This is a genomic window from Paraburkholderia sp. RL17-381-BIF-C (assembly GCF_046026435.1).
GTDB lineage: Bacteria > Pseudomonadota > Gammaproteobacteria > Burkholderiales > Burkholderiaceae > Paraburkholderia.
The window spans coordinates 1-776 of sequence record NZ_JARESX010000201.1 but is presented as its reverse complement, the minus strand read 5'-3'; the positions used below and the strand labels follow the sequence as shown (position 1 = coordinate 776).

The 776-nt window shown below is 52.4% G+C and carries 1 protein-coding gene and 1 pseudogene; both read left to right on the top strand.

Features of this window, described 5'->3' with window-relative positions; genetic code table 11:
• Positions 1-492, top strand: a pseudogene (locus tag P0D70_RS36665) (DUF6531 domain-containing protein); the annotation flags it as partial.
• Positions 493-768 (top strand): hypothetical protein, encoded by a 276-nt coding sequence (locus P0D70_RS36660; protein WP_408188119.1) that lies wholly within the window; start codon positions 493-495, stop codon positions 766-768.
• Positions 769-776: the final 8 nt, after the last annotated feature.

The following is a 776-nucleotide window of genomic DNA, read 5'->3' as shown; positions in this document are numbered from 1 at the left end:
TGGCTTACCAACTGGGAGCTGGGCAATGACCCGGTTGCGCCGCCTGCTAATCTCACTGGACTCCAGACAGATGCCCAGCCCTTCGTGCCAAGCATGTGCGTTGAGTGCTACATGCCGTGGAAAGCCGAGCCGGTGGGGAAACTTTTTGGTAGTGAGCTGAGCGCAATAGTTCCAGCATGGGGCGAGACAACGGAACTGATGCTGAGTGATCAAACCCAAGTTCCTTATCCTGTCCTCGTACCCGATGTGACCAGCTCAGCGAAAAGGTTGAGGCTCTACAGCGCGCTCTTTGGGGCTGGTGGTGGTGACGGCGGAATGGTTAAATGTGGCAGCAGTGGGGATAACGAGTGGCGTGAAACATACTGCCATGCCAAATATGAGGTGGAGCTGCGGCGGTGCGATAACTTCGCTTACGTTATGGGCGGCGAAAGAGGGAAAGCGCTTTGCAAGCAGAATGCGTGGAACGATTATCAAGAGTGCCGGGGGTATTAAATGACTGAATTTATGCCGTGTTCAATAGTGGTGACGTACGACGAGAATCGCCAACAGTTGATCTTGCAGTGCGTCATGCCCGAAAGGCTGTCTTCAGCTTTGAAGGGGGCAAGTGAAATACCTGTTTTACTGGACGAGTTCAACTTCAGGATTGATGACGAATTCGTGCGCAGATTCGGCGGCGGGATCGTCAAACTTTTGTCAATGGGCCAACCTGATCTCAAACAGTACATGACGTTCACGGAAAGCCCGTTAGACAAGCTTTCAGAAGATTGATAGCGCTT